The 23,479-nt window shown below is 41.7% G+C and carries 20 protein-coding genes and 1 pseudogene; 19 read left to right on the top strand and 2 right to left on the bottom strand.

Features of this window, described 5'->3' with window-relative positions; all coding sequences use genetic code 11:
- Positions 1–358: 358 nt before the first annotated feature.
- The 5 genes from QPK24_RS14910 (at position 359) to QPK24_RS14890 (ending at position 8,181) form a co-directional block, all read left to right on the top strand.
- Positions 359–4,342, top strand: a complete 3,984-nt coding sequence (locus QPK24_RS14910; RefSeq protein WP_285742398.1) for a S8 family serine peptidase — start codon at positions 359–361, stop codon at positions 4,340–4,342.
- 95 nt (positions 4,343–4,437) lie between these two features.
- Entirely contained in the window at positions 4,438–5,673 is a 1,236-nt protein-coding gene (locus tag QPK24_RS14905; protein ID WP_285742396.1) for an S-layer homology domain-containing protein, read from the top strand.
- A gap of 112 nt (positions 5,674–5,785) precedes the next feature.
- Entirely contained in the window at positions 5,786–6,820 is a 1,035-nt protein-coding gene (locus QPK24_RS14900; protein WP_285742394.1) for a serine hydrolase domain-containing protein, read from the top strand.
- A gap of 149 nt (positions 6,821–6,969) precedes the next feature.
- Positions 6,970–7,242, top strand: a complete 273-nt coding sequence (locus QPK24_RS14895; RefSeq protein ID WP_285742392.1) for an HPr family phosphocarrier protein — start codon at positions 6,970–6,972, stop codon at positions 7,240–7,242.
- Positions 7,243–7,368: 126 nt separating this feature from the next.
- Positions 7,369–8,181 carry a class I SAM-dependent methyltransferase gene (locus tag QPK24_RS14890; RefSeq protein ID WP_285742390.1) on the top strand — a complete coding sequence of 271 codons (813 nt, stop codon included), beginning with the start codon at positions 7,369–7,371 and terminating at the stop codon, positions 8,179–8,181.
- A 150-nt stretch (positions 8,182–8,331) separates the two neighbouring features.
- Here the strand turns inward: QPK24_RS14890 and QPK24_RS14885 are convergent, their stop codons facing one another.
- Complete coding sequence (locus QPK24_RS14885) at positions 8,332–9,273, bottom strand: urea transporter (protein ID WP_285742388.1); 942 nt, start codon at positions 9,271–9,273, stop codon at positions 8,332–8,334.
- A gap of 250 nt (positions 9,274–9,523) precedes the next feature.
- Here QPK24_RS14885 and QPK24_RS14880 point away from each other — a divergent pair, with 250 nt between their 5' ends.
- The 13 genes and pseudogenes from QPK24_RS14880 to QPK24_RS14820 form a co-directional block, all read left to right on the top strand.
- Entirely contained in the window at positions 9,524–9,826 is a 303-nt protein-coding gene (locus tag QPK24_RS14880) for an urease subunit gamma (protein WP_160031822.1), read from the top strand.
- 26 nt (positions 9,827–9,852) lie between these two features.
- The gene (locus QPK24_RS14875) at positions 9,853–10,173 is read left to right on the top strand and encodes an urease subunit beta (RefSeq protein ID WP_285742385.1); all 321 of its coding nucleotides are present in this window, start codon (positions 9,853–9,855) and stop codon (positions 10,171–10,173) included.
- The gene (gene ureC, locus QPK24_RS14870) at positions 10,173–11,885 is read left to right on the top strand and encodes an urease subunit alpha (RefSeq protein ID WP_285742383.1); all 1,713 of its coding nucleotides are present in this window, start codon (positions 10,173–10,175) and stop codon (positions 11,883–11,885) included. The genes QPK24_RS14875 and ureC overlap by 1 nt, the downstream gene beginning before the upstream one ends.
- A 12-nt stretch (positions 11,886–11,897) precedes the next feature.
- A complete protein-coding gene (ureE, locus tag QPK24_RS14865; protein ID WP_285742381.1) occupies positions 11,898–12,353 on the top strand; it encodes an urease accessory protein UreE in 456 nt (151 codons plus the stop codon).
- Positions 12,346–13,032, top strand: coding sequence for an urease accessory protein UreF (locus QPK24_RS14860; RefSeq protein WP_285742378.1), 687 nt, complete (start codon positions 12,346–12,348; stop codon positions 13,030–13,032). The genes ureE and QPK24_RS14860 overlap by 8 nt, the downstream gene beginning before the upstream one ends.
- Before the next feature lie 30 nt (positions 13,033–13,062).
- On the top strand, positions 13,063–13,674 hold the full coding sequence (gene ureG / locus QPK24_RS14855) for an urease accessory protein UreG (protein ID WP_285742376.1): 612 nt from the start codon (positions 13,063–13,065) through the stop codon (positions 13,672–13,674).
- 1 nt (position 13,675) lies between these two features.
- On the top strand, positions 13,676–14,500 hold the full coding sequence (locus tag QPK24_RS14850) for an urease accessory protein UreD (RefSeq protein WP_160031816.1): 825 nt from the start codon (positions 13,676–13,678) through the stop codon (positions 14,498–14,500).
- 140 nt (positions 14,501–14,640) lie between these two features.
- On the top strand, positions 14,641–15,261 hold the full coding sequence (locus QPK24_RS14845) for a PadR family transcriptional regulator (RefSeq protein ID WP_285742372.1): 621 nt from the start codon (positions 14,641–14,643) through the stop codon (positions 15,259–15,261).
- A 246-nt stretch (positions 15,262–15,507) separates the two neighbouring features.
- The gene (treC, locus tag QPK24_RS14840) at positions 15,508–17,244 is read left to right on the top strand and encodes an alpha,alpha-phosphotrehalase (RefSeq protein ID WP_285742370.1); all 1,737 of its coding nucleotides are present in this window, start codon (positions 15,508–15,510) and stop codon (positions 17,242–17,244) included.
- A 15-nt stretch (positions 17,245–17,259) separates the two neighbouring features.
- Complete coding sequence (gene treP, locus QPK24_RS14835) at positions 17,260–19,275, top strand: PTS system trehalose-specific EIIBC component (RefSeq protein ID WP_285742368.1); 2,016 nt, start codon at positions 17,260–17,262, stop codon at positions 19,273–19,275.
- A 69-nt stretch (positions 19,276–19,344) separates the two neighbouring features.
- The gene (treR, locus tag QPK24_RS14830) at positions 19,345–20,073 is read left to right on the top strand and encodes a trehalose operon repressor (protein WP_285749339.1); all 729 of its coding nucleotides are present in this window, start codon (positions 19,345–19,347) and stop codon (positions 20,071–20,073) included.
- A gap of 101 nt (positions 20,074–20,174) precedes the next feature.
- Positions 20,175–20,864 carry a helix-turn-helix domain-containing protein gene (locus QPK24_RS14825; RefSeq protein ID WP_285742199.1) on the top strand — a complete coding sequence of 230 codons (690 nt, stop codon included), beginning with the start codon at positions 20,175–20,177 and terminating at the stop codon, positions 20,862–20,864.
- 265 nt (positions 20,865–21,129) lie between these two features.
- Positions 21,130–21,738, top strand: a pseudogene (locus QPK24_RS14820) (IS3 family transposase); the annotation flags it as partial.
- A 131-nt stretch (positions 21,739–21,869) separates the two neighbouring features.
- Here the strand turns inward: QPK24_RS14820 and QPK24_RS23605 are convergent.
- Entirely contained in the window at positions 21,870–22,133 is a 264-nt protein-coding gene (locus tag QPK24_RS23605; RefSeq protein WP_407083025.1) for a YesK family protein, read from the bottom strand.
- 178 nt (positions 22,134–22,311) lie between these two features.
- Here QPK24_RS23605 and QPK24_RS14815 point away from each other — a divergent pair, with 178 nt between their 5' ends.
- Positions 22,312–23,163 carry a serine/threonine protein kinase gene (locus tag QPK24_RS14815; RefSeq protein WP_285742366.1) on the top strand — a complete coding sequence of 284 codons (852 nt, stop codon included), beginning with the start codon at positions 22,312–22,314 and terminating at the stop codon, positions 23,161–23,163.
- The last annotated feature ends 316 nt before the right edge of the window (positions 23,164–23,479 follow it).

Raw genomic sequence — 23,479 nt, 5'->3', positions numbered from 1 at the left:
AAAAGAAATGTAAACAATATGCAACACACTAGGTCTAGCTACATCGGGATTTATGATAAAGGCTGTAGCTCTAGATTCCTATCTTTCGAAATACTAGGCAAAATAATGACTTATAAAGACAAAATAACAATAGATTGTACATATTTCAACCATTGGATGATTAATTGTGTGTAAAGTTATCTGACCTATCAAGGATCTGGTTGATAGATTTCTACATCGTTCCGACTATATTTTTATAGAAAAAACAGGTATATGGTATGAAAACTATCATTAAAAAGGTAGAACAGCGGATTCTACAAAATTTTTACCCCTGTTACATTAAAATAGTTGTGGAAGAATTGAAATAAGGAGGAATACCATGCAGTCTAAGCCTTTCATGCGAAGAGTGATGTCGCTCTCCGTCGTTTCCACTCTTTTTATATCCGCTCTTTTCCCTGCCGTCGTCTCTGGTGCCGAAGTTAGAAAGTTTCACTCCGAAACGTTTCAAGTGGATTCTAGCAAATTATCTTCCGTCACATCTAAAACCCTGAATGTAGACAAGAAAAAAGAAGCTATGAAAAACAGGAATGGCGGTACAAAAACAAACTCGTATTTTCAGAACGTGGACTCTTCAGATTCTTCTAACAACGAGAAAAAGAGTAAAGAAGTAACACCTCAAAACTATGTTCCTGCTTCTGACAGTACGGACCGGATTCCTGTCATTGTCGAATTAACCGAAAACCCAGTGGTCGTAGAAGAGGCGAACCGTGAACAAGGAGTAAGTAGATCAGGAGTAAACCAGCGAAGCGTTATTAAGAGACAGCAGTCCACATTCGCTGCTGCAGCTGCGAAACTGAATGCAAAACTCAAAACAAATTACACAGATGTATTCAATGGTTACGCGCTTGAGATCACTGCAGATCAAGTGGATTCTTTACTCAGTCTTCCTGGTGTGAAGGCAATTTATCCCGATGCAGAAATGAAAGCAACCCCAGTGAGCAGTGTAACGCCGAATATGGATGACAGTGCTCCTTTTATCGGTTCAGATACGTTCTGGGATACCGGCTATGATGGTTCTGGAATTAAAGTAGGTGTCTTGGATACGGGAATAGACTATGACCATCCGAGTTTGAAAGATGCCTACAAAGGCGGTTATGACTTTATCGATAATGATAATGATCCATATGAAACGCGGCCAGATCCAAACGACCCCGAAGCAGCAACGGAGCATGGTACACATGTGGCGGGAACGATAGCTGGACGCGGAAACCCGCTTACGCCTGATGGCAGTACGGGGTGGGTACGCGGCGTTGCCTATGGTGCTGATCTTTATGCATATCGTGTGCTTGGACCAGGCGGATCTGGTGCCACATCGGGAGTTATCGCTGCGATTGAACGTTCCGTACAAGATGAACTCGATGTGATTAATCTCTCACTAGGCAGTGCGATTAACAATGAGTATGATCCTTCTTCCGTTGCTCTTAATAATGCAGCTCTTGCAGGAGTTGTAGCGGTTGTTGCTAATGGGAATGACGGTCCAGATGGATATACACTCGGTTCACCGGGTTCAGCAGAGATTCCTATTTCTGTAGGAGCTTCCACCCCGCCACTTCATGTTCCAACAATGGAGGCAGAAGGTCTGATTAAAACTTTTGGCAGTATAATGACTTTCTCTCCTGATCATACATCTCTTCCAGATCAGCCGATCGAAGTTGTGGCAGCAGGGCTTGGAAGAACGGAAGATTTTGCAGGTAAAGATCTGACAGGAAAGGTGGCACTCATTCAGAGAGGGACGATCTCTTTCACCGAAAAATCACAAAATGCGCAGGCGGCTGGAGCAACAGTGGCTGTGATCTATAACAATGCACCTGGTAATTTTGGGGGGACTTTAGGCGAGCCAGGAGATTATATTCCAACTTTAAGTATCTCTTTAGAGGATGGAACGGCACTAAAAACCAAAATAGATGCGAATCCAGGTTACAAAATTAATTTTGGTGTGGATTTGCAGCAAAATTTGATGGGTGATTTCAGTTCAAGAGGACCGGGTCTTCCTAAATACGGCATTAAGCCAGATATTTCAGCCCCAGGGGTCGGTATTCGTTCATCCGTTCCAGCCTATGGCGGTGATTATACGGATGCATATGCGGATCTGCAAGGTACAAGTATGGCTGCGCCGCATATAGCAGGAGCTGCAGCACTTTTACTTGATAAAGATTCTTCCCTGAACCCGTATGAGATCAAGGGACTGATGACGAATAATGCGCTGAAGATTAGTGATCTAAAGGGAAACCGCTATACCCATAATGAGCAAGGTGCAGGTCGAATTGATCTAACAAGTACGCTGAAAGCCAAGGCAGTAGCCCTTGTGGAAGAAGAAACGACGGCAGTGAAAACGGACACGGCTACACCGTATGAAACAGGTCTCCTTTCTTATGGAATTCTGGCAGGGGGAGATACAGCAACGAAAACCATTAAGGTCAGTGATATTGTGTCTGAGAGTTCGGCTTACACCATTACAACCGAGTGGTACGGAGCGGCTCCAGGTACGCTTACGGCAAGCGAGTCTTCTGTGGAAGTTTCTGCAGGAGGAGATACAGAATTTACGGTAAGCCTTACGATGAATGCAGATACACCCAATGGAAATTATGATGGTGAAGTGATTTTGACCGAAACTTCGGGTCATCAGCTCAAGATTCCTGTATATGTATATGTCGGTGAACCAAAGAAGATTGATATCGTATCTGATCTTGAACTTTTTCCGCAGTTCTTCTCTCCAAATGGAGATGATCTCGTTGATACAGCCGATGCTCATTTCTCGGTAAATGTGGCGAATAACTATTTCTCACTTGATGTATTTGATGCTTATACAGGGGAATGGATTGGGGTTGTCGCTGAGGTTCTAACGGGTTTAAAACCAGGAGATTATAACTTAACCGGTTGGGATGGCACCGTATCAAATTATAAAACGGAGTTTGCGCTTGATTCAGATGTTTACGTTCTAGCTCCTTATGTAGGCATTGATGACAAAAGATTAGAAATTGTAAAGGATGCTTTGTATGATTTTGTTATCGATAAAGAAGCCCCAGTCAGTTCTCTTCATGATCCTGCGATCCAAGTGAAAGATAACATGGGGGTAATTACAGGGAAAATAGAGGATGACCTTGTAGTTGAACTGCTTGGAAACTATTCAGGTATTGCTGTGGATGCGGAATACGAAGTAGACGGCGAAATGGAATATGTTCCCGGTATGATTGACTCAGACGGAAAGTTTACCATCGAAGTACCCGTAACAAAAGGGGAAAACCAATATCAAATCTACGTATATGATTTCGTTGGTAATGGTTTCTTGGAGCCTGCTCATGTAGTGAAATATAATTCAGATGGCGAAGAAGAGCCGGAAGAGCCAGGAGAGCCAGGAGAGCCAGTACCAGGCGCCGTCTCACTTTCGGCAAACCTCTCTAAAAAGCAAGTATCTGTCAATGAAACGTTCCATGTAGACATTGATTTTACCGACACAAAAGATCTTTATACCGCTCAGTTCAGCTTAACGTACGATAAAGATCTTGTGAAAGGGTCGGTAACACCAAGTGTGGCGCTTGCTACTTATCAAGAAGAGAAGAACCCGGGAGTGTCACCGATTATTAAAGAGGAAACAGCAGATCTTGGTAACGGAAAAGCAAAAACGGATTACGTCATTTCTCTGGCCGGGATTCCGGATGGCTACACGGGTAAAGGAGCGCTTGCCTCCTTCCATTTTGCTAGTCCAGAAACAGGAGACTTTACCTTCTCTCTGTCCAATGTGCGAGTCTTAAATAGTGAATCAGAAGATATCACTCTTGGAAAAGTTTCGAGTGGTACGGTTAAAGTGTCGCAGGTTTCAACTCCTGATCCGGATCTATACAAGATCACAGGCAGCATTGATGCAGAGGCCTTCCAAGATGTGAACTACAGTGATACTTGGTACCAAGGCGCGGACGGCGTGCATAAAGTCGTTGTGGAAGCACGAAGTTCAAATGGACAAGTAGCGGGTGCTGATGTCGTAAGTGCGGATGGTACGTATACCATTGAAGTTCCAAAAGGTACCTACACCGTGCGTGTGGTTGTACCAGGTCACATCTCTGAATCGAGTTCCGTAACCGTAGATGGCAATGAGTCTGTGAACTTTGGTCCACTTACGGCAGGGGATCTGAATCAGGATGGTCATGTGAATCTCGTTGACTTACAGCTAGCAGCAAAAGTATTTGGCGCTGTAAAAGGAGCAAACTGGCCGAATGCAAAAACTTCAGCCGCTGATTTAAATCGCGACAATAGTGTTGATCTTCTAGATATATCCTACATTATTAACAATTATGAATTCGAGTAATGAAGCAGACTTGAAAGGTTAGGTTTGACTGAAGAGAGGATGGGGATAAATGTCCTCTCTTCTACATATTGCATACGACAGGGGGATGCGGAAGAATGAGTCTATTGAAGACAAAGAACAGATGGATGGCTATTACAGCTGCACTTTGGATCATGTTCTGCTTTATTCCAGCGGGTTCGCTGTCCGCAGCTTCAGAGGTGAAGAATACGAATAAGGTCGCAGGTGACAATCTGCCGATGATTCGTCTGGTGCCTTCGGTATATGAGGCTAAGGTGGGGGATACGATTGAGGTTGCGATATGGCTGCAAGGATTTACCGGTGACTACAGCCGTGTTCAAGGATATGAAATTCATATGGATTATGACGCAGCACTGCTAGAACCAGACTCAGGTACTAAGAAACTATCTCCGCAGGTTTTCAAGAAAACAAGCAATCCGATGAGTCTTGTTAATAAAATTGATCCTAAAGGAAGCATACAGATCTCAGAAGCGATTACTTCGCAGGATGCTAAACTTTTTACCGGATATGGAAAAGCAGGAACCATTTCATTCCATGCATTAAAAGCAGGGACGGTCACATTAAAACAAACGAAGTCTATTATTATTCAGCCGGACAACCCAGGTCTAAACATGAAACACCAAATAAGTGAGCCAACGATTACGATTCGTGAGGGGGGTACAGCAGCGGATCAAGTGAGCGAGAAGATAAAGACCGTAGGGGATGTACCTGTAAAAAAAATAAGTCAGCCTACCTCGGCCCAAACCCTCGCAGGCTTTAAAGATCAAGGAGCAATAACGAAACTAAAGTGGGCACAGGATTCGATTATCAAGCTTGCGTCAAGCGAGGTTCTGCAAGGCACAAATGAAGGCAATTTCGAACCGCTTCGAGATATGACAAGAGCTGAATTTGCCAAATCAGCAGTCGTGGCACTCGGGCTTGATATGAAACAGCAGATAGCGCCCACTTTTTCAGATGTCAAAACCTCAGATTGGTACTACGACTATGTGGAAACAGCAGGAGCATATGGGCTGATTCAAGGTAGAGAAGATAAACAAGGAGATCTTCATTTTCATCCAAATGCACCGATTACAAGAGCGGAGATTGCCGCTGTTTTAGCCAGACAAGTAAAGAACAGTGGTAAGGGAATGACAATTGACAATAAGAATCCATTCACGGATATTCCGTCCCACTGGGCAAAAGAAGATATCATTTATCTCTATGGAAACAAACTGATACAAGGCAAGACAGCAACCGCGTTTAAACCAGGGGAAAAGGCCAGTCGTGCCGAAGTAAGTGTACTGCTTGAACGTGTTATACAAACCGTAAAATAAGAGGAAAAACCGTTTCATTCCTAACAAGGAGCGAAACGGTTTTATTTTGTAACCTAGCAATTTACATGTTACCATAGTAAAGAATAGACATATGACTTGGAGGGTTTTGCTAGTGAATTATTCATCTTCTGGATTCGATCCTATTTATCATTTTATAGAGCAAAATGTAATCAATAAGAAATGGCCTTCCGCTGTATTTGGCATTACGAACCGCGATGAAATTCTCGATCTTCGCTCTTATGGCACTTATGAAGATGGAAGAGAAATGAATAGCAAGACGATATTTCCTGTATTCTCTATAACAAAGCCGATGATTGGACTTGCCATTATGCAGCTCTGGGAGAAGGGCTTACTTCATCCAGGGCAATTAGTAAGCAAAATTCTACCGGAATTTGCAGAACACGGAAAAGATAAACTTGCGTTATGGCATCTGCTTACTCATACAGGTGGACTCGACCAACGTTATTTGATGGAATGTGCTCAGGGCAAGCATGCTCCTGACGGCTTACTCCATCCTCATCTATATAAAGCACTTGCGGAGAGTCACTTAGAGTCTGCTCTCGGACAGAAAGTCAGCTATAACAATGCGGCTTTTACGGTACTCGCTGAAATTATTGAACGGGTAAGCGGCATGACATATGAAGAATATCTACACAGACATATTTTTGAACCGCTTGGAATGAAAGATACGAATTTCGGCGGGGTAGAGCAGGAACAATCGAGATTAGCACCTATAGCGGGAGCAGAAGCGATGGAAAGTCATATGGATTCATTTGTTGCGGCTAAAATTCCATTTGGCGGTCTATTCAGCACAGCAGACGACCTGCTCCTTTTCGCTAAATCCATGTTAAGACAAACGGAAACCCAAGAAGGCAGTTTCTTAATTAAGCCTGCGACTTTTAAACAAATGATCACACCTCAAACACTGCATATCGAAGAGGTCGATTCCGATTATGGTTTCGTATGGAAGACTCCAGTCCGCCATAAAGGATTTATAGAGCGTGATATTTATGGTCATAATGGAATGGGTGGATGTATGGTTTGGATGTATCCAAAACAAGATGTTGCTTTTGTACTCATGACAGCTGCATTAGGCAAGCCGGTTGATAACATTCACATCCATAATGTGTTCTCTTCGACTTTATAAGATTAATGCAGACAACCTATACATGAACGGGTCATAAAAAGAAATATTTACCATATTGTGAATTTGAATTAGAATAGATTTACAAATACGTTTGCTGTGAAATATGTGTGCAATAACTTAAAGTAGATTTGAAAAAGGAAGTGGCGAATGTGAGAGTGCATGAATTCACAGTTCATTCGAATATTGATCGGTTTGAATTAATTCAAATCTCGAACTTGGCTTCCCGATTTATATCTCAGATTGTTCTCTCCTATGTAGATAAAGATGAGCACGAACATATCATAGATGTGAAAAGCTTGCTCGGGATGATCTTTCAACCGATTATACCTGGAACCCGTCTTCGCCTGTCCACAAAAGGAAAAGATGAACTAGAAGCGCTCGAAGCCATGCTGGAACAGTTCAACAAATACAATTATAAGTAAAAATAGGAGCCTTGAGTTCACGTTCTGTTATATACAGAAGGAACTCAAGGCTTTTCTATATTTTTATATGAAAAGTAATTCATTTCCATTACAATAAGGGATAACTTATAGAAAGAAGGAATGAATATGAACCAAATATCACGTAACCGGGCATCCATGCCGGCAGGGACTTCCGTTATTGTCAATCAGCGATCTCTCGAAGCATCAAACCGAAGACTTGCGGCACTCCTGCAAGCAGGGATGTCTGTACTTGATGTAGGCTGTGCCAGCGGTGCGATTACAAGGGGCATTGCGGAAAGGGTAGGAATGGACGGGAAGGTTACCGGTATCGATGTAAGCGAACGTTTGATACAAGAAGCAAAAGAACATTCCGATTACTTAACGAATCTTGAATTTGAAGTGGCTGATATTTACAATCTGCCTTATGAAAATACATATGATGTCATCACGGCTGCGCGTGTCCTGCAGTGGCTGTCGGAACCGCAGAAAGCGCTGGAGCAAATGATTGGTGCGGTAAAACCTGGCGGAACGCTGCTTGTTCTGGATTATAATCATGAAAAAATAGAATGGTCACCCGCACCGCCGGACGCCTTTTTACACTTTTATTCTGCGTTCCTGAAGTGGAGACAGGACAGCGGTATGTCAAATGATATTGCAGATCAGCTGGTTTCCTGTTTTGAAGAGGCAGGACTTGAACACGTAATAGAAGATGAACAGCATGAAAAAACATCAAGAGGGGACCTAGATTTTGAGAACAGAATCGCAATATGGGCCGAAGTAGCAGAAAGCCGGGGCAAACAACTGGTATCTGACGGTTATCTTACGGAAGAGGAACGAATGGAAGCGGCCGTTTCTTATCGTACATGGGCAGCGCAAAAAGCGACGGGAATGAAGATGTATTTGCTTGCCGTAGAAGGCAAGAAACCTGAGCAGATGTAACAGAAATAAATGGTATGAGAGGGATGCATCAAACAAAAGATCCCCTCAGGTTACAGAAGAGAGAGGAGTCTTGATGGAATCTCTCTTTTTCGCTGTTGATCTCCTAAGGGGATAATACTCATATTCTTCTAAGCGGTGATTACCCGATTACTAAATGTTAGGGAGCGCTTTTCTAGCGGCAAGAAATAGCCAAGTGGATAGAACAAAAGGCATCGTCAAAGTTGGAAGGCCGTACGGCATCATCCAAGTAGTTACACTTGCGGTAACAGGTACGGATACAATCGCCGCAATAATACCAGTGATGGGTGCAAAGCGACTTTTTGCATCAAAAACAACCCCAACAGCTAACATCGTTAATACAGCATTAAATCCATAAAGTCCTGAATTGAGCATGGAGACTTCTGCCCCTAAAAAGTAAGCTGTTAACATGGCAACAACGGAACCAAGGACAGCATAAAGTCCCAGTTTCCAACCAGCCCAAAATATCCCGATCAAAATCAAAATTCCGGACCAGAAGGTGTCTTGGAAGAAAACTTGTCCAACCCCGGAGACCGTTCCCTCGATCCAATTCATCGTACCCTCAAAATGGAGATCGAGATGAGACAAATCCTGAGGAGTAAGGTTAGGATTCAACCGGAACACACCAAGGCGATAGGACGCAAGCAGTAGAAACCAAGTCAAAATAATAAAAGGAAACGTAAGTGCAGGTACGTTTAGATGCTCCATTAACTGCATAATCGCACAAGTGAATAGAGCAGCAACAACAGCTCCAGCCATCGCAATAACAAAACGAGTGCCGCCTTGCAGATTGAGAGAGATGGCGACGCCGGCTAACACAGAGTTATACCCGAGCAGTCCCTGGTTAATGAGCGTTCGATTCGCTCCTCCGAGTTTCCCAACCAGCACAGCAATGAGAGAAGATAGTAAGGCAATGATACCAAGCGATACAGAAGAAAACATGATTGCTATGGTAATAAGGAGCCCTGTAAATGCATTTTCAATAAAAATAACTTGGGATACTCCTTTGAAAACAGCAGAGATTAGGGGAGAAATCGTATCCTTATAAACTGACTTCTGAATATCTGAATGCATTATAGTCTCCTTTTTAACCTTATGTTATATGAGTAGAAATAAGAGAGTTGTGAAAAATTTGACATATCGTGTCGAATTTCGTGTATAATAAGTATATGCAATTTGTGGTATATATAAATTATGATATAGTAAGTATATCAGGTTAGCAATCTAAATCTCGAATATAAGTGGTATATTCTGCTAGAAAGAACCTAACCTACAGATTTTTCGACAATTTTTTAAAAAAATGATGGATTTTGGAGGATGTACTATGCAATTATTGCCGCGTGAGATTGACAAACTATTAATTGTGGTGGCTGCTGATCTTGCAAAACGTAGAAAAGAAAGAGGACTTAAATTAAACCATCCGGAAGCTATCGCTTATATTACTTATGAAGTGCTCGAAGGCGCACGTGATGGAAAAACAGTTGCTGAACTGATGGAGTTTGGAGCAACGATTTTAACACGTGAAGATGTAATGGAAGGGATTCCTGAAATGATTCACGATATTCAAGTGGAAGCTACTTTCCCTGATGGTACTAAATTGGTAACAATACACAGTCCAATTCGCTAAGTACGAATTGATAGGAGGATACAGAAATGATACCGGGACAAATTTTTTTGAAAGAAGAAGAGATTATCTGTAACGCTGACAAAACACCTTCTAAAATCAAAGTGAAAAATACAGGCGACCGTCCAGTTCAAGTCGGATCTCATTTTCATTTTTTTGAAGTGAACGAAGCACTTGAATTCAATCGCGAAGAAGGTTTTGGTATGCATCTTAACATCCCAGCAGGAGCAGCGGTCCGTTTTGAACCAGGGGATGAAAAAGTTGTAGAAGTCGTTCCTTTTGGCGGAGAACGCCGTGTGTATGGATTTAATAACAAAACGGATGGATCCGTGGAAGGTGGGGTTAAATAATGAGTTTTCGTATGCCAAGAACTCAGTATTCTCAAATGTATGGACCAACAACAGGAGATTCAATACGTCTTGCGGATACAGATTTAATTATTCAGATTGAAAAAGATTTTACATCATATGGGGATGAAGTCGTATTCGGCGGCGGTAAAGTCATCCGTGATGGAATGGGGCAGCACCCGCTCGTAACACGCGGAGAAGGAATTCCTGACGTAGTTATTACTAATGCAATTATTCTGGATTACACGGGTATTTATAAAGCAGATATCGGAATCAGAGACGGAAAAATTTCCGGAATCGGAAACGCAGGAAATCCGCTCGTTATGGATAATGTGGACATCGTGATCGGAGCTTCCACTGAAATTATTGCCGGTGAAGGAATGATCGTGACGGCTGGGGGAATCGATACGCATGTTCACTTTATCAACCCTGCACAGATCGAAACTGCTTTATCCTCTGGTCTAACTACGCTGATTGGCGGAGGTACAGGACCTGCTGCAGGTTCAAAAGCAACGACGGTTACTCCTGGGGAATGGAACATGCATCGTATGCTGGAAGCAGCAGAAGGCATGCCTATCAATGTAGGTTTCACAGGTAAAGGACAAGCTGCTGCAGAAGAACCTCTAGCAGAACAAGTGCGCGCAGGTGCGATTGGTCTGAAAGTTCACGAAGACTGGGGCGCTACGGCATCAGCTCTTGATCATGCACTGACAGTTGCAGATAAATACGATGTCCAAGTAGCAGTTCACGCGGATACCTTAAATGAAGGTGGTTTCATGGAAAACACGATGGCTGCCATTAAAGACCGCGTTATTCATATGTATCATACGGAAGGTGCAGGCGGAGGACATGCTCCCGATTTGATTAAGTCGGCCAGCTACATGAATGTTCTTCCATCATCTACGAATCCAACATTACCTTATACAGTGAATACCATTGATGAACATCTAGATATGCTGATGGTATGTCACCATTTGAATCCATCGATCCCTGAGGATCTTGCTTTTGCCGATTCCCGGATTCGCCGTGAAACGATTGCTGCCGAAGATATCCTGCAAGACATGGGTGTGTTCAGTATGGTCAGCTCCGATGCTCAAGCTATGGGCCGTATTGGCGAAGTTATCCTTCGTACATGGCAGACTGCTGACAAAATGAAAAAACAACGGGGTTCACTTCAAGGCGACACTGCAATGTCGGATAATAACCGTGCAAAACGATTTGTTGCTAAATATACGATTAACCCAGCGATTACTCACGGGATCTCCGAATATGTAGGTTCTATTGAAGTAGGAAAAATGGCCGATCTCGTTATTTGGTCTCCAGCCTTCTTTGGCGTGAAACCTGAAATGATCATCAAAAATGGTATGGTTGTTCAAAGCTTGATGGGTGACGCAAATGCTTCCATTCCTACACCGCAGCCGGTCATTTATCGTCCGATGTATGCACAGTATGGAAAAGCACTTTCCAGCACATCTGCAACCTTTATCTCACAAGCCGCTTACGACCTGAAGGTTCACGAGAAATTAGGATTGGAAAAAATCATTCTTCCTGTACACGGCATTCGTAATCTTACAAAGAAAGATATGAAATTAAATTCCGAAACGCCGGAAATTACGGTTGACCCGCAAACGTACGAGGTAAGAGTTAATGGAGAACTAATTACATGTGAACCTGTTGATCGCGTGTCTATGGGTCAGCGCTATTTCTTATTCTGAGGTGAGAAAACATTGATTATTGAAAAAGTTGTAACAAATATAGAAAACTTATCTAAAGAAGAAATAGAGAAACACCATATTGAGAAGGTATATCTTGATAGTTCTGATCTAGTAAAACGAATCCAACGTGTCAAAACAGATCATGGTAAAGAAATTGGTATTCGCTTGAAAGAACAGCGCGATCTGATTGCCGGAGATATTCTCTATATGGATGAGAAAGACATCATTATGATTGATGTCACTTCCGATGATCTCATTGTCATTCGTCCGCGCAGCTTGAATGAAATGGGAACGATTGCCCATCAATTAGGAAATCGCCATCTTCCAGCCCAATTTGAAGGTGATGAAATGCTTGTTCAGTATGATTATCTTGTTGAAGAGTTATTAAATCAGCTGGAAATCCCTTATGAGCGGGAAGAAAGAAAAGTGAAACAAGCATTCCGCCATATCGGACATAGTCATGGATAAAAACACGCTTTCCTTATTTCAACTGTGTGATTCCAATTTTCCAACAGGAGCTTTCAGTCATTCCTATGGTCTAGAGAGCTATATCCAGGAAGATCTTGTGTATAATGAGCAAACCTTCTCTGAATGGTTACATGTATACTTATATGAACAGCTTGTCCATACGGATGGGCTGGCTTCTCGTATCGTGTACGAAGCTTTAGAGGAAGAGAACTTGGAAGCTGTGTGGAAAATGGATCGGCTGTTGTCTGTACAAAACTTACCGCGTGAGACAAGAGAAGGTACGAAAAAGATGGGCGATCGTATGTTAAATCTTGTTGGATCCATGTATGAAGTGCCGGTTCTTACAAGTTATCGGGAGCAGATCAAAACAAAGAAATGCTTCGGGCATCCAGCCATCGTCTTTACGATGATTGGGCATCATCTCGGTGTTTCCAAATCAACAACCACTTTATATTATTTGTATTCGATTCTATCAAGTCTTGTTCAAAATGCTGTGCGTGCGATTCCTTTAGGGCAGACGGCTGGCCAAAAAGTCATACAGCAGTTTCAAGGTGATTTGATAGAGGCTACGGAGAAAATTATGTTAATGGATGAACATGATTTTGGCATTATTTCTCCAGGACTTGAGTTATCACAAATGAAGCATGAACGTGTTAATATTCGTATCTTTATGTCATAAATTTAATTATAGAAAGAGAAGTGTTTAATAATGGAACCAATCAAAATTGGAGTTGGCGGACCTGTTGGAGCAGGTAAAACAATGCTTGTTGAGAAATTGACTCGTCATATGGCAGACGAAATTAGTATGGCTGTCGTAACAAACGATATCTATACTAAGGAAGATGCTAAATTCTTGATGCAAAATGGAGTTTTGCCGGTAGATCGCATTATCGGTGTTGAAACAGGCGGATGTCCACATACAGCGATTCGTGAAGATGCTTCTATGAACTTTGCTGCTATTGACGAATTGAAAGAGAAACATCCTGATGTTGAGCTTATTTTCGTAGAAAGCGGCGGCGATAATCTAGCTGCGACATTCAGCCCTGAACTCGTTGATTTCTCCATCTATATTATTGACGTAGCACAAGGTGAGAAAATTCCGCGTAAAGGCGGACAAGGGATGATCAAATCTGATTTGTTCATTATCAATAAAACCGACTTGGCACCATATGTGGGCGCGAGCCTTGAAGTAATGGAATCTGATACTAAAGTTTTCCGTGGAAACAAACCATTCGTATTTACGAACCTAAAGGATAACAAAGGGCTTGATGAAGTCATTGACTGGATTAAAAACAATGCATTCTTAAAGGGATTAGAATAGAATGGAAGACTGGACAGGGATTCTGCGATTAGATGCGGAAGAAAGACACGGAAAAACTGTCGCAAAAAATGTGTATTTCCAAGGTGCTTTCAAAGTAATGCGTCCGATTTACCATGATCAATCGGGACAGCCGTGCTATTACATTCTGAACCCAGGCGGCGGATTCCTAGACGGTGACCGCTATCAGATGAAAGTATCGCTGGCGGAACAAGCCCGAATGACTTTAACTACCCAATCGGCTACTAAAATATATAGAACTCCGAATAAACCTGCCTATCATGAGACAGAATTCACGCTTAAAAAGGGCAGCTATCTTGAATATATTACGGATCCGCTGATTGGTTATCAGGATGCTAAGTATGTTCAAAAAACAGTAGTACGAATGGAGAAAGGTTCTACTTTTCTCTACTCCGATATCATTACTTCGGGATGGTCTCCAGAAGGAACTCAGTTTAGTTATGATCTGCTTCAGTTGATGACTGAGATCTATATAGATGATGAACTCGCTGTATATGATCATATTAAGTTGAATCCTTCTTCACAGAACATTTCTTCTCTTGGTTACATGGAAGGTTATACGCATCTTGGTTCTATGATGTTGATTGGAGAACAAGCGGATAATGAACTTTTGGATCGGCTATATCAAGCAATACACGAAGATACAAAAGAATATAATATTGGATTATCGTTATTGCCAGTCACAGGGATCTTGATTCGTATCTTAGCTAATTCAACACAGACGATAGAAAGAATTCAAACCGAGTGTCATCGTGTAATTAGCCAAGAACTTTTTAACAGTTCACCTTCGTTTTTAAGAAAATACTAATACTCACAAAACCCTGCAATCATAAATGGTTGCGGGGTTTTTTAATAAAAAAACAGGTTACAATGAAATGTAAGTTTAAGAAAAGGTGTATCCTAAGGATCGCTTTCTTAAAAAGTCAATGAATATAAGGAATGAGGCATATGAATACTCTTGGTTATGCGATTTTGAGCGTATTAAGTAAAAGACCCAGCTCAGGATATGAATTGGCTTCTTGTCTAGATTTGTTGTGGCCGGCGAAACACAGCCAGATTTATCCCGTTCTCACCAAAATGGAACAGAAAGGTTTACTGTCCTTTGAACATATCGAACAAATTGGGAAGCCAAACAAAAAAATATACTCGATAACTGAGAAAGGAAGAAAAACGTTAGAATCTTGGATCCATGAACCGGCAAGCAACCAAATCATTCGAGATGATTTTTTAATTAAAGTATATGCAATTTGGCTTAAGGATGAGGAAAACGCCAAAAAATTAATCCAAGATCGGTTGGATAAATTAAATGAACAAGTATCTTTGCAAGTGAAAGAGATAGAAGAAATAAATCAAGAACAGACCAAGACTACATCGAAGAAATTTGGAAAATATATTCTCCTCTGCAGAAGTCATATGTTAAATAAAGAAGAAATTTCGTGGTGTCATTGGGTGCTCGGTTTATTAAAAAGTTCCCACATCAGCAAGCTGCTGCTCGGAGTATTCGGTTCGGCTGCGCTTTATAAAATATTGCAGAATCTTAAGCTCATAATGGAGTACGGTGAAATATAATCCTTGCTAGAGTTTCTAATGATAAGATGATGGAAAAATAGCTCAAGTATAAAGTACCTCATAATTAGAAAGAGAATCAGAAGATGATTCTTTTCCATGAGGGTGCTTATACTTGGGCTTTTCTTGTTTAAATTCTTGTTATATCGTTTAAAAGTGTATTGACAACATGTATATACAGGATTATTATGAAATCATAATAACTTGTATATACAAGTCAGGGATGAAAACGAAGGAGGAGTTATTCCAGTGAATATACGAAATAAAAACGCTTCTTCAGAATGGTGGAAGACCGGGGCCATTTATCAGGTATATCCAAAGAGCTTTTGTGATACTACCGGTAAGGGAACAGGAGATATTCAAGGGTTAATTAAGAAGCTGGATTATATTAAAGGTCTTGGCATTGATATGGTATGGCTGCAGCCTGTATATGTATCGCCGCAAAATGATAACGGTTACGATGTAGCAGATTATTACCGTATTGATCCTGCTTTCGGCACAATGGAAGATATGGACGAGTTAATTCACGAAATGAAAATAAGAGATATGCATCTCATGATTGATATTGTTGTAAATCATTCTTCAACCGAACATCAGTGGTTTAAGGAAGCACGTTCCTCACGGGATAATCCTTACCGAGATTATTATATTTGGAAAGACCCAGCGCCAAATGGTGGACCGCCTAACAACTGGCAATCAAAGTTTGGCGGTCCTGCATGGCAATATGATGAAGGGACAAAGCAGTATTACTTGACTCTGTTTGACAAGACGCAAGCGGACCTAAACTGGGAGAATGAAAAAGTAAGACAGGAAGTCATCGACATATTGACGTTCTGGGCTGAGAAGGGAGTAAGCGGTTTCAGAATGGATGTCATTAATCTGATATCCAAAGACCAACGCTTCCCTGATGACGATGGTTCTGTGGCTCCGGGAGATGGACGCAAATTTTATACAGATGGTCCACGAGTACACGAGTACATTAAGGAACTGAATGAGAAGGTATTTAGACCTTATAATATTGTAACGGTCGGAGAGATGTCTTCGACAACACTCGAACAGTGTATTCGATATTCGAATCCAGAAGAGAATGAGTTCTCGATGACATTTAATTTTCATCATTTGAAAGTTGATTATCCGAATGGTCAGAAATGGGAACTGAAGCCGTACGACTTTGAAGAATTAAAAAGTGTACTGTCGCATTGGCAGATCGGTATGCAGCAAGGCGGCGGATGGAATGCTTTATTCTGGAATAACCATGATCAGCCGCGGGCTCTTACCCGGTTTACGAATGATGGTGAATACCGGAACGAGAGCGCTAAAATGTTAGCGACAACTCTCCATGGTATGCAGGGTACACCGTACATTTATCAGGGAGAAGAGATTGGTATGCCAGATCCGGTATGGAATGACATGTCGGAATTCCGGGATATTGAATCACTTAATATGTATCAAATTCTAATGGATCGCGGTAAAACGCCGGAGGAAGCATCCCATATTGTTAAAGTTCGATCTCGTGATAATTCGCGAATTCCGATGCTTTGGGATGACAGCGAGCAGGCAGGGTTTACGAGCGGAACGCCTTGGATTAAGATCGATGAACGATATAAAGAAATCAATGCGAAACAGCAAGTGGAAGATCCAAATTCTATCTATCATCATTACCGCAAGCTAATTCAGCTCCGTAAAGAAGTTAAGGTGATTACAGACGGCACATTTACCCGTCTTGATAACGCTCATCCTGAAGTGTTCGCTTACGCAAGAATGAATGAAGAAGAAACACTGGTTGTGATTTCGAATTTTAGTGATAAGACAGTTCAATTTGAATTGCCAGAAACGTTTGTAGAGAAGCATCTTATAGAAAAGGATGCAACACTCCTTTTGTCAAATACGACAGACGATAAGAAGCTGACATCAAGTGTTGAATTATCACCTTATGCATCCCATATGTGGTTAATTTCAAATGCTGGAGATTCTACTAATAAATAAGGGAGAACAAACGCTATGTCTAAAATAGATCAAAAACAGGTTGAACGAATCGTTCAAGCTGTGGGTGGCAAAGAGAATATTGAAGCAGCTACCCACTGTGTGACTAGACTTCGCTTTGCGCTCGCAGATGAGAGCAAAGTAGATGCGCAAGCTTTGGAAGAGAATGCCCTAGTCAAAGGGCACTTCTCTTCACAAGGTCAGTTCCAAGTGATCATCGGTCCGGGTCTTGTAGATCAGGTCTATGATGAGATGATGAAACTTACGGGCGGGGCCAGAGCATCAAAAGATGATGTGAAGACCCTTGCGAGTAAGAAACAAAATCCGCTCCAGCGTGCGATAAAAATGCTCGCAGATATTTTTATTCCCATTCTGCCAGCCATCGTTATGGCAGGTTTGCTTCTTGGGCTAAACAATATTCTGGCGGGTCCCGGGATTTTTTATGAAGGACAATCTCTCATTGAAGTGTATCCGCAGTGGGCAGATGTAGCTTCCATCATTAATCTAATTGCAAGTACGGCTTTCTCATTCCTGCCTGTACTGATTGGTTGGTCAGCCGTTAAACAATTTGGCGGAAGTCCGCTACTAGGTATTGTTTTGGGCCTCATTTTGGTAAATCCAGAACTATTAAGTGCCTACAATTATGCAAATGCAACACTTGAAGGAACCGTTCCGGTATGGAACCTATTTGGATTTGAAGTAGAGAAAATTGGATATCAGGGCCAAGTTCTTCCTGTGCTTGTCTCTGCCTACATCTTGGCTAACATTGAAAAGTTCCTTAATAAAAGAGTACACGATTCAATTAAGCTGCTCGTCGTAGCGCCTGTAGCTCTTCTGGTAACCGGTTTCCTGGCTTTTACAGTCGTTGGTCCTGTAACATTTTCCATCGGAAATATGATTACAAATGGTCTCGTTGGTATATTTGATTCTTTCTCTGCACTTGGCGGATTAATCTATGGCGGACTGTATGCCTTGCTTGTTATTACCGGGTTCCATCACACGTTCTTGGCTGTAGATATTCAGCTGATAGGAAGTCAAGGCGGAACCTTCCTATGGCCGATGCTTGCTCTATCTAATATTGCTCAAGGTGCAGCTGCCCTGGCGATGATGTTTATTCTTAAAGATCAAAAAGCAAAAGGACTTGCTGTCACTTCATCCGTATCCGCCTTTCTTGGGGTAACGGAACCTGCAATCTTCGGAGTTAACATTCGTTATCGCTACCCATTTATTTTTGGTATGATCGGTTCTGGTATTGCCGGAGTACTGCTGGCTATGAATAATGTACTGGCTTCTTCGATCGGTGTAGGCGGTATTCCGGGATTTCTTTCGATCTTCCCTAATCAATGGGGTATCTTCTTCCTTGGTATGTTAATCGTTATGGTCGTTTCTTTTACCGGTACGCTGCTGTACGGAAAACTGCGTATGTCGAGGGAACAGGCGAAGTCTGAAAACGCTCCATCTGGTGTGGTTGTGGACAATGAGCAGGCAGCAGCAGGTGAAGCTATGGATGTTCGCGCTGAAAATAATGTGGATGTTGAACAGAATGCTGTAAACTCCAATACAGAAAAAAGAAGTGAAATGACGATTGCTGCTCCACTCAGCGGTAAGGTAATCCCGTTATCGGAAGTACCTGACCCTGCTTTTGCACAGAAACAGATGGGGGATGGGGTCGCCATTATTCCGGAGGAAGGTAAGGTTTACGCTCCATTTAAAGGAACGGTAGAACATGTGACGAAGACGAAACACGCGATGATTTTAAGTGATACGGAAGGATTCCAAGTGTTAATCCATGTGGGAATAGACACCGTCTCCCTTAAAGGAAATGGATTTACTGCACATGTCGAATCAGGTATGAGTGTGAGTGAAGGACAATTATTACTTGAGTTTGATAAAGAAGCAATTGAAAAAGCCGGTTTGTCTGTTACTACACCGATTATTATTCCGGATGGACAGGAGCCGTCTCCAACAGTTGAAGAATTAGCAAGCGGCATGATTGAATCGTCCGCTCCGCTCCTCAAGGTAACTTTTGACTAAAGTAAGTAATGCGTCATCTGAGTTGTAATCATTTTCATAAAAACGTGATACAATACGATTGGTGATATGATGATGAATAATATTTTTGTAACGCTGTATAAAGATTTCGCGGAAAAGATCGACTCAGGAATTCTTGCACCAGGAAGTAAGCTGCCCTCTGAACATGATTTGGCACAACACTATGAAATCACGCGAGAAACGGTGCGCAAAGGCTTAAACTTACTTGCTCAGAATGGTTACATCCATAAAGTAAAAGGAAAAGGCTCCTTCGTCCTCGAAAGAGATCGTTATAATTTTCCTGTGAGCGGGCTGGTCAGTTATAAAGAAATGACAGAACGGATGGGTAAGCTGAGTAATACCCTTGTATACGTTACGGAATGTACTCATGCAGGGGAGTTTATTTCGAAGCAGCTTCAAATCTCGGCAGATACCAAAGTATGGAGGGTCGTTCGAGCCAGGGAAATAGACGGAGAACGAATTATACTGGATATCGATTTCTTACTGGCTTCGGTTGTTCCTCATCTGTCTAAGGAGATTACTGGACAGTCCATATATGAGTATTTGGAAAAAGAACTGAATCTAAAAATCAGTTATGCTAAAAAAGTGATTTCGGTTGAACGTGCCACAGGCATGGACTACGAGTACATGGATATTGGTGAAGATACACATGTGGTAGTCGTTCGCGGCTATGTTCATCTTGAAGATACTACGTTGTTTCAATATTCTGAATCCAGGCATCGTTTGGATAAATTTCAGTTTGTTGATTTTGCAAGAAGAGAAAACACGTTATCATTCTAAAAAAGCCAGCACGCATTCCTTAGATAAGGTGATACGCTCCCATCATAGTAGACAGTAGAAAAAACAAAACTTCTACCTCTATCATGATGGGAGTTTTTGTAATGTCTAAAAGAAGCCCAATTCCATATGAAATTAAGATTCAGGTTGTAAGACGTTGCCTGCAGCATGAATCCAATCCCAACTACGAGGCAAAACAACTGGGGATCCATAAAAGCACGGTTACCGAATGGATAAGAAAATATCAAGCAGGTGGAGTGGAAGGTTTAAAAAAATCGAAAGGTTGGAAAGCTTACTCCAAAGAGTTACGACTGGCGGCGATACAAGATGCACTTTCTGGTGAACACTCTGTACGATCAGTGGTGAAAAAGTACCATATTTCGAGTAAATCTGTGTTAGAGAGCTGGATTTCCAAGTATACTGAAGGGGCGAAAATGAAACCAACTCCGAAAAGGATGGGATCCCCTCATATGAATAAAGGACGGAAAACGACTTACGAAGAACGTATTGAAATTGCACAATTCACCATCGCCCATGATTTAGATTACCAGAAAGCCATCGACAAGTACGATGTCTCTTATCAGCAAGTCTACGCCTGGGTTCGTAAATATCAAACGAATGGTCACGAAGGGTTAAAAGACCTCCGAGGTCGTAAAAAACCGCTAGAGGAGCTAGATGAACAGGAAAGATTAAAGCTTCGGATTAAGGAACTCGAAGCGCGTAATGAGTACCTTGAAATGGAGAATGCACTCGCAAAAAAGTTGGCAGAGATCCGGCGAAGAAATACACACTAACCTACGTTCGGCATGCAGACATCTATCAAGCGATTAAGGAACTGCATGGCGAAAAGGGATATGCACTCACCAAGCTCTGTGAGCTCGCAGGAATCGCCCGATCTGCCTATTATAAGTGGCTGAAATGGACGCCATCCACCAGGGAACTCGAAAATCTTAAACTCGCCAAGGAAGTCAAGTGTCGCTATGACAAACGAAAAGGGATACTCGGTTATCGTCAAATGCGTATTCAGTTAAATCGCAAACTAAAAAAGGCTACAACCGTAAACGCTATTACCGTATCATGCGCGCCCTTGAACTAAGGGCAGTGATTCGCAAAAAGCGGCCAAATTACGTGAAAGCTCCAGCCCTTCATATTGCAGAGAATGTCATGAACCGAAAATTCCAAGCGGATGCCCCTAACCAAAAGTGGTGCACCGATGTAACAGAATTAAAGTACGGAAATGGCCGTAAGGCCTATTTGAGTGCCATTATTGACGGATATGACAACTCCGTGGTGTCATGGGTACTCAGCCATTCCAATAACAATGAACTCGTTATGAATACAGTAAAGAAAGCTTACAAAAGGAACCCAGGTGCTAAGCCACTCTTGCACAGTGATAGAGGTTTTCAATACACCTCACATGAATACCAACGACTTCAAAAGAAATACAAGTTTAGAACAAGTATGTCTCGTGTAAGTCGGTGTTTGGACAACCAACCTATTGAGCGATTCTGGGGTACCTTTAAAACAGAAAGCTTTTATCTGGAGAAATACGATACATACGACAATCTCCTTCGTAGTGTAAGAACTTATATCCATTATTACAATAATTTTCGATACACCGAACGACTTAACGGCTTATCCCCTAACGAATATCGGCAAGCAGCATAACTAAGAAAAAATAATCCCCTCAGCTTTGATAACCGAGGGGATTGAACATTTATAATTTTGTTTTTTTATCTGTCTACTTGACAGGGTGCACTTCAAGGTTTGCGTGCCGGCTTTTTTTAAAGTTTGAGAACCTACTTATGACTTTTTTTTGAGTGTTTTTTCAGAATTAAATTCATTAATAACGCAGAAATCGAAGGGATGAGCAGGTGAACTCCAATTGCAGAAATCAGAAGCCCATTCCATGCTCCCACTATGAGACCAGAAACAACGATAACAATCGAAATAACGAAAATTCTACCGAACACGGTTTTGTTTCTGTCTTTCTTCGTGTTCCTTGTGATATCCATACGGTGGAATAAAAATGACAAAAGGATTGAGCATGCGACTAGCAGCAAAATGAATTCAATTTCCAATAAGCCACTCCCGTTCTATTTGATTATAAATAGTAATCGAAGGTGGTACCATTTTAGAATGTATATACATAAGAGGTCAAGGATACATTTACAAACATGCTATAATGATGGATAGGAAATTCTCTTTAAGAGAACCAGTTTACCTTGAGGAGGTTAGTTGTTGCGTCTTTATTCAACCATTCATTCTTTCATCTCTGCTTGGCGTGACGATCCTCGTGAGAAAGGAGTCTGCTTAGGACAACGTTACAAAGTACAAGAGGTTCTTGGTGAAGGAAGTTACGGAATTACATACAAGTGTCTAGATAGTACGACAGGTAAAGAAGTAGCTGTGAAACAAGCAAGACCTAGCAAAGGTGATTACGCAGTGAAACTTCTCAATCAGGAAGCAGAGATCATTAGTGCCCTTCAGCATCCGGATATTCCCGCTTTTATCGATTTGTTTCAAGAGAAGGGAAGAAGTTATCTTGTCATGTCCTTTATGGAAGGGGATACGCTGGAAGATCTGATCTTTGGACAGGGAATAAAGTATGATGAAAAACAAGCGGTTCTCATCACACTTCAGCTGCTTCATCTCATCGAATACGTTCATAATCAAGGTTACGTTCATCTTGACCTGAGAATTCCTAACGTGCTTTTTCATGGTGGAAGATTAACGCTGATTGATTTTGGTCTGGCACGTAAAATAGGAGCAGCTCCATTGCTACCTAAATCTTCTTTTTTTATGAAGCTTTCCGCTCAGAGTAGAAGCAGTACAGGAAAGGTAGCGAGCGAACAAGCAGATCTGTATGATATCGGTCACTTTATGTTGTTTATGCTGTATTCCACGTATGAGGTGCCAGTGAAGGAAACGGAGATGAATCTTCATACTCCTCATAAGGAGCAGAGCTGGCAGGAGGAACTTCGTCTTAGTGTAGAGGTGAAACTTATTATTGAGCGGCTTCTTGGGATTAAACAGCCGTTTCATCGTTCTGATGAACTGAAAACAGCGTTAACAGCAATAATTTCCACATAAAAAAATCCCTCTAATATAGAGGGAGTATGATGTTTAGCTTGAACTGTATTTTCTACTCTTATAATAACCATGTCCTTGTTTTCCATGTTTGTATTTATGATCAGAGGACGATCCGCGGTATCTAGGTGCACGGTGAGAGCTACTGTACCGTCTAGAATATTTCTTTGCTGAGCTGCTATAGTATCTTTTCCCTTTACTGCGGTCAGTAGATCGAAGAAATTTGTCAATAAGCTTCCTTAACATATGTGAGCACCCTTTCGTTACCACTTTTTAATCATTACCCAAACTATACGCTTAAAAAAACGATAGCGTTTCA

It is taken from the genome of Paenibacillus polygoni (assembly GCF_030263935.1).
Classification (GTDB): domain Bacteria; phylum Bacillota; class Bacilli; order Paenibacillales; family Paenibacillaceae; genus Paenibacillus; species Paenibacillus polygoni.
Note: the sequence above shows the minus strand (reverse complement) of the source record. Positions and strands in the feature narration are given on the sequence as shown.